The 467-nt window shown below is 58.7% G+C and carries 1 protein-coding gene; it reads right to left on the bottom strand.

All coding sequences use genetic code 11. The annotated features are described in order from the left end of the window. Positions 1 to 140: 140 nt before the first annotated feature. Positions 141 to 467 (bottom strand): D-Ala-D-Ala carboxypeptidase family metallohydrolase (locus HZ297_RS11785; protein WP_178863963.1); only part of this gene is annotated, 327 nt, incomplete at its 5' end.

Genomic DNA, 467 nt, shown 5'->3' with positions numbered 1-467 from the left:
CTCCAGGACAGCGTCGGCCACCCTGTCGACGGGCATCCGGTTGACGCTGTACTTCAATTGCTCGACGTTGAGCATGGACTCACCCTAATACTGTATTTATGTACAGCATACGAATATCCTTCCGTTGCCGTCAATCGATGTCATACCAGCCCAGGCAGGTAACCGTCCCCCCCGCGCAAGGTGAGTACCTGTCGGCGTGGTACGCCATGGGTCACGGACAGATGCACCCATTTGTCGAATTCCAGTATGAGCTGATCGAATGCGATCAGGCTTGTGCTTATCCGGCGCGCCGTGTCCCTGGGGGATAGCCCGCTGACCGTAAAATCAGCGGCAAGCCCTTGCAGGTGCTGACTACTGGCGGCGCCACCCACTAGCCGATTGAGGTGCTCGCTGCGATAGCCGCTGCTGATGATGATCGGCGCCGCGAGCAATCTGCGCACCTGCTCAAGGGTGGTGCAGAGCATTCG

This window comes from Thiomicrorhabdus cannonii, from assembly GCF_013391695.1.
Lineage (GTDB): Bacteria > Pseudomonadota > Gammaproteobacteria > Thiomicrospirales > Thiomicrospiraceae > Thiomicrorhabdus > Thiomicrorhabdus cannonii.
This window is presented reverse-complemented; position numbering and strand designations above follow the sequence as displayed.